We start from the raw sequence: 1,698 nt of genomic DNA on the forward strand, positions 1-1,698 counted from the left end.
AGAGTCTCAGTCGTTAAGGAGGTGATCCAGCCGCAGGTTCCCCTACGGCTACCTTGTTACGACTTCACCCCAGTCATGAACCACACCGTGGTGACCGTCCTCCGAAGTTAGACTAGCCACTTCTGGTGCAATCCACTCCCATGGTGTGACGGGCGGTGTGTACAAGGCCCGGGAACGTATTCACCGCGGCATTCTGATCCGCGATTACTAGCGATTCCGACTTCATGGAGTCGAGTTGCAGACTCCAATCCGGACTACGACTGGCTTTAAGGGATTAGCTCCGCCTCGCGACTTCGCAACCCTCTGTACCAGCCATTGTAGCACGTGTGTAGCCCAGGTCGTAAGGGCCATGATGACCTGACGTCGTCCCCACCTTCCTCCGGTTTGTCACCGGCAGTCTCCCTAGAGTTCCCACCATTACGTGCTGGCAACTAAGGACAAGGGTTGCGCTCGTTACGGGACTTAACCCAACATCTCACGACACGAGCTGACGACGGCCATGCAGCACCTGTCACTCGGCTCCCGAAGGCACTAAGGCATCTCTGCCAAATTCCGAGGATGTCAAGACCTGGTAAGGTTCTTCGCGTTGCATCGAATTAAACCACATGCTCCACCGCTTGTGCGGGCCCCCGTCAATTCATTTGAGTTTTAACCTTGCGGCCGTACTCCCCAGGCGGTCTACTTATCGCGTTAGCTGCGCCACCAAGATCACTAAGGATCCCGACGGCTAGTAGACATCGTTTACGGCGTGGACTACCAGGGTATCTAATCCTGTTTGCTCCCCACGCTTTCGCACCTCAGCGTCAGTGTCAGTCCAGGAGGCCGCCTTCGCCACTGGTGTTCCTTCCGATCTCTACGCATTTCACCGCTACACCGGAAATTCCACCTCCCTCTACTGCACTCTAGCGTGCCAGTATCGGATGCAATTCCAAGGTTGAGCCCTGGGCTTTCACATCCGACTTAACACACCGCCTACGCGCGCTTTACGCCCAGTAATTCCGATTAACGCTTGCACCTTTCGTATTACCGCGGCTGCTGGCACGAAATTAGCCGGTGCTTCTTCTGTAGGTAACGTCAAGTACTCCAGAGTATTAATCCGAAGCCTTCCTCCCTACTGAAAGTGCTTTACAACCCGAAGGCCTTCTTCACACACGCGGCATGGCTGGATCAGGGTTGCCCCCATTGTCCAAGATTCCCCACTGCTGCCTCCCGTAGGAGTCCGGGCCGTGTCTCAGTCCCGGTGTGGCTGATCATCCTCTCAGACCAGCTACGGATCGTCGCCTTGGTGAGCCTTTACCTCACCAACAAGCTAATCCGACGCGAGCTCATCCATCAGCGCAAGGCCAAAAGGTCCCCTGCTTTGTCCCGTAGGACGTATGCGGTATTAGCCCGAGTTTCCCCGGGTTATCCCCCACTGATGGGCAGATTCTCACGCGTTACTCACCCGTCCGCCGCTCGTCAGCGGGTAGCAAGCTACCCCTGTTACCGCTCGACTTGCATGTGTTAGGCCTGCCGCCAGCGTTCAATCTGAGCCATGATCAAACTCTTCAGTTCGATTAAAGCGTTTAAAGTGCCTGCGCACTTAATACAAGCTCAGCTCGAAACAAATTCAACTAGGTTGACTTGTTCAAAGCCGATGTCTATCGAGACATCTACTCCGAACAGGTCCCACACGTTTGCTTGCCTGATTGTTAAAGA

General features: G+C 54.9%; 1 rRNA gene. It reads right to left on the reverse strand.

Annotated elements, in window-relative coordinates:
• Nucleotides 1–14: 14 nt before the first annotated feature.
• Nucleotides 15–1,554: ribosomal RNA gene (locus ACLD0W_RS18730) — 16S ribosomal RNA — on the reverse strand.
• Between the last annotated feature and the right edge of the window lie 144 nt (nt 1,555–1,698).

This window comes from Alloalcanivorax sp. C16-1, assembly GCF_046507805.1.
GTDB lineage: Bacteria > Pseudomonadota > Gammaproteobacteria > Pseudomonadales > Alcanivoracaceae > Alloalcanivorax.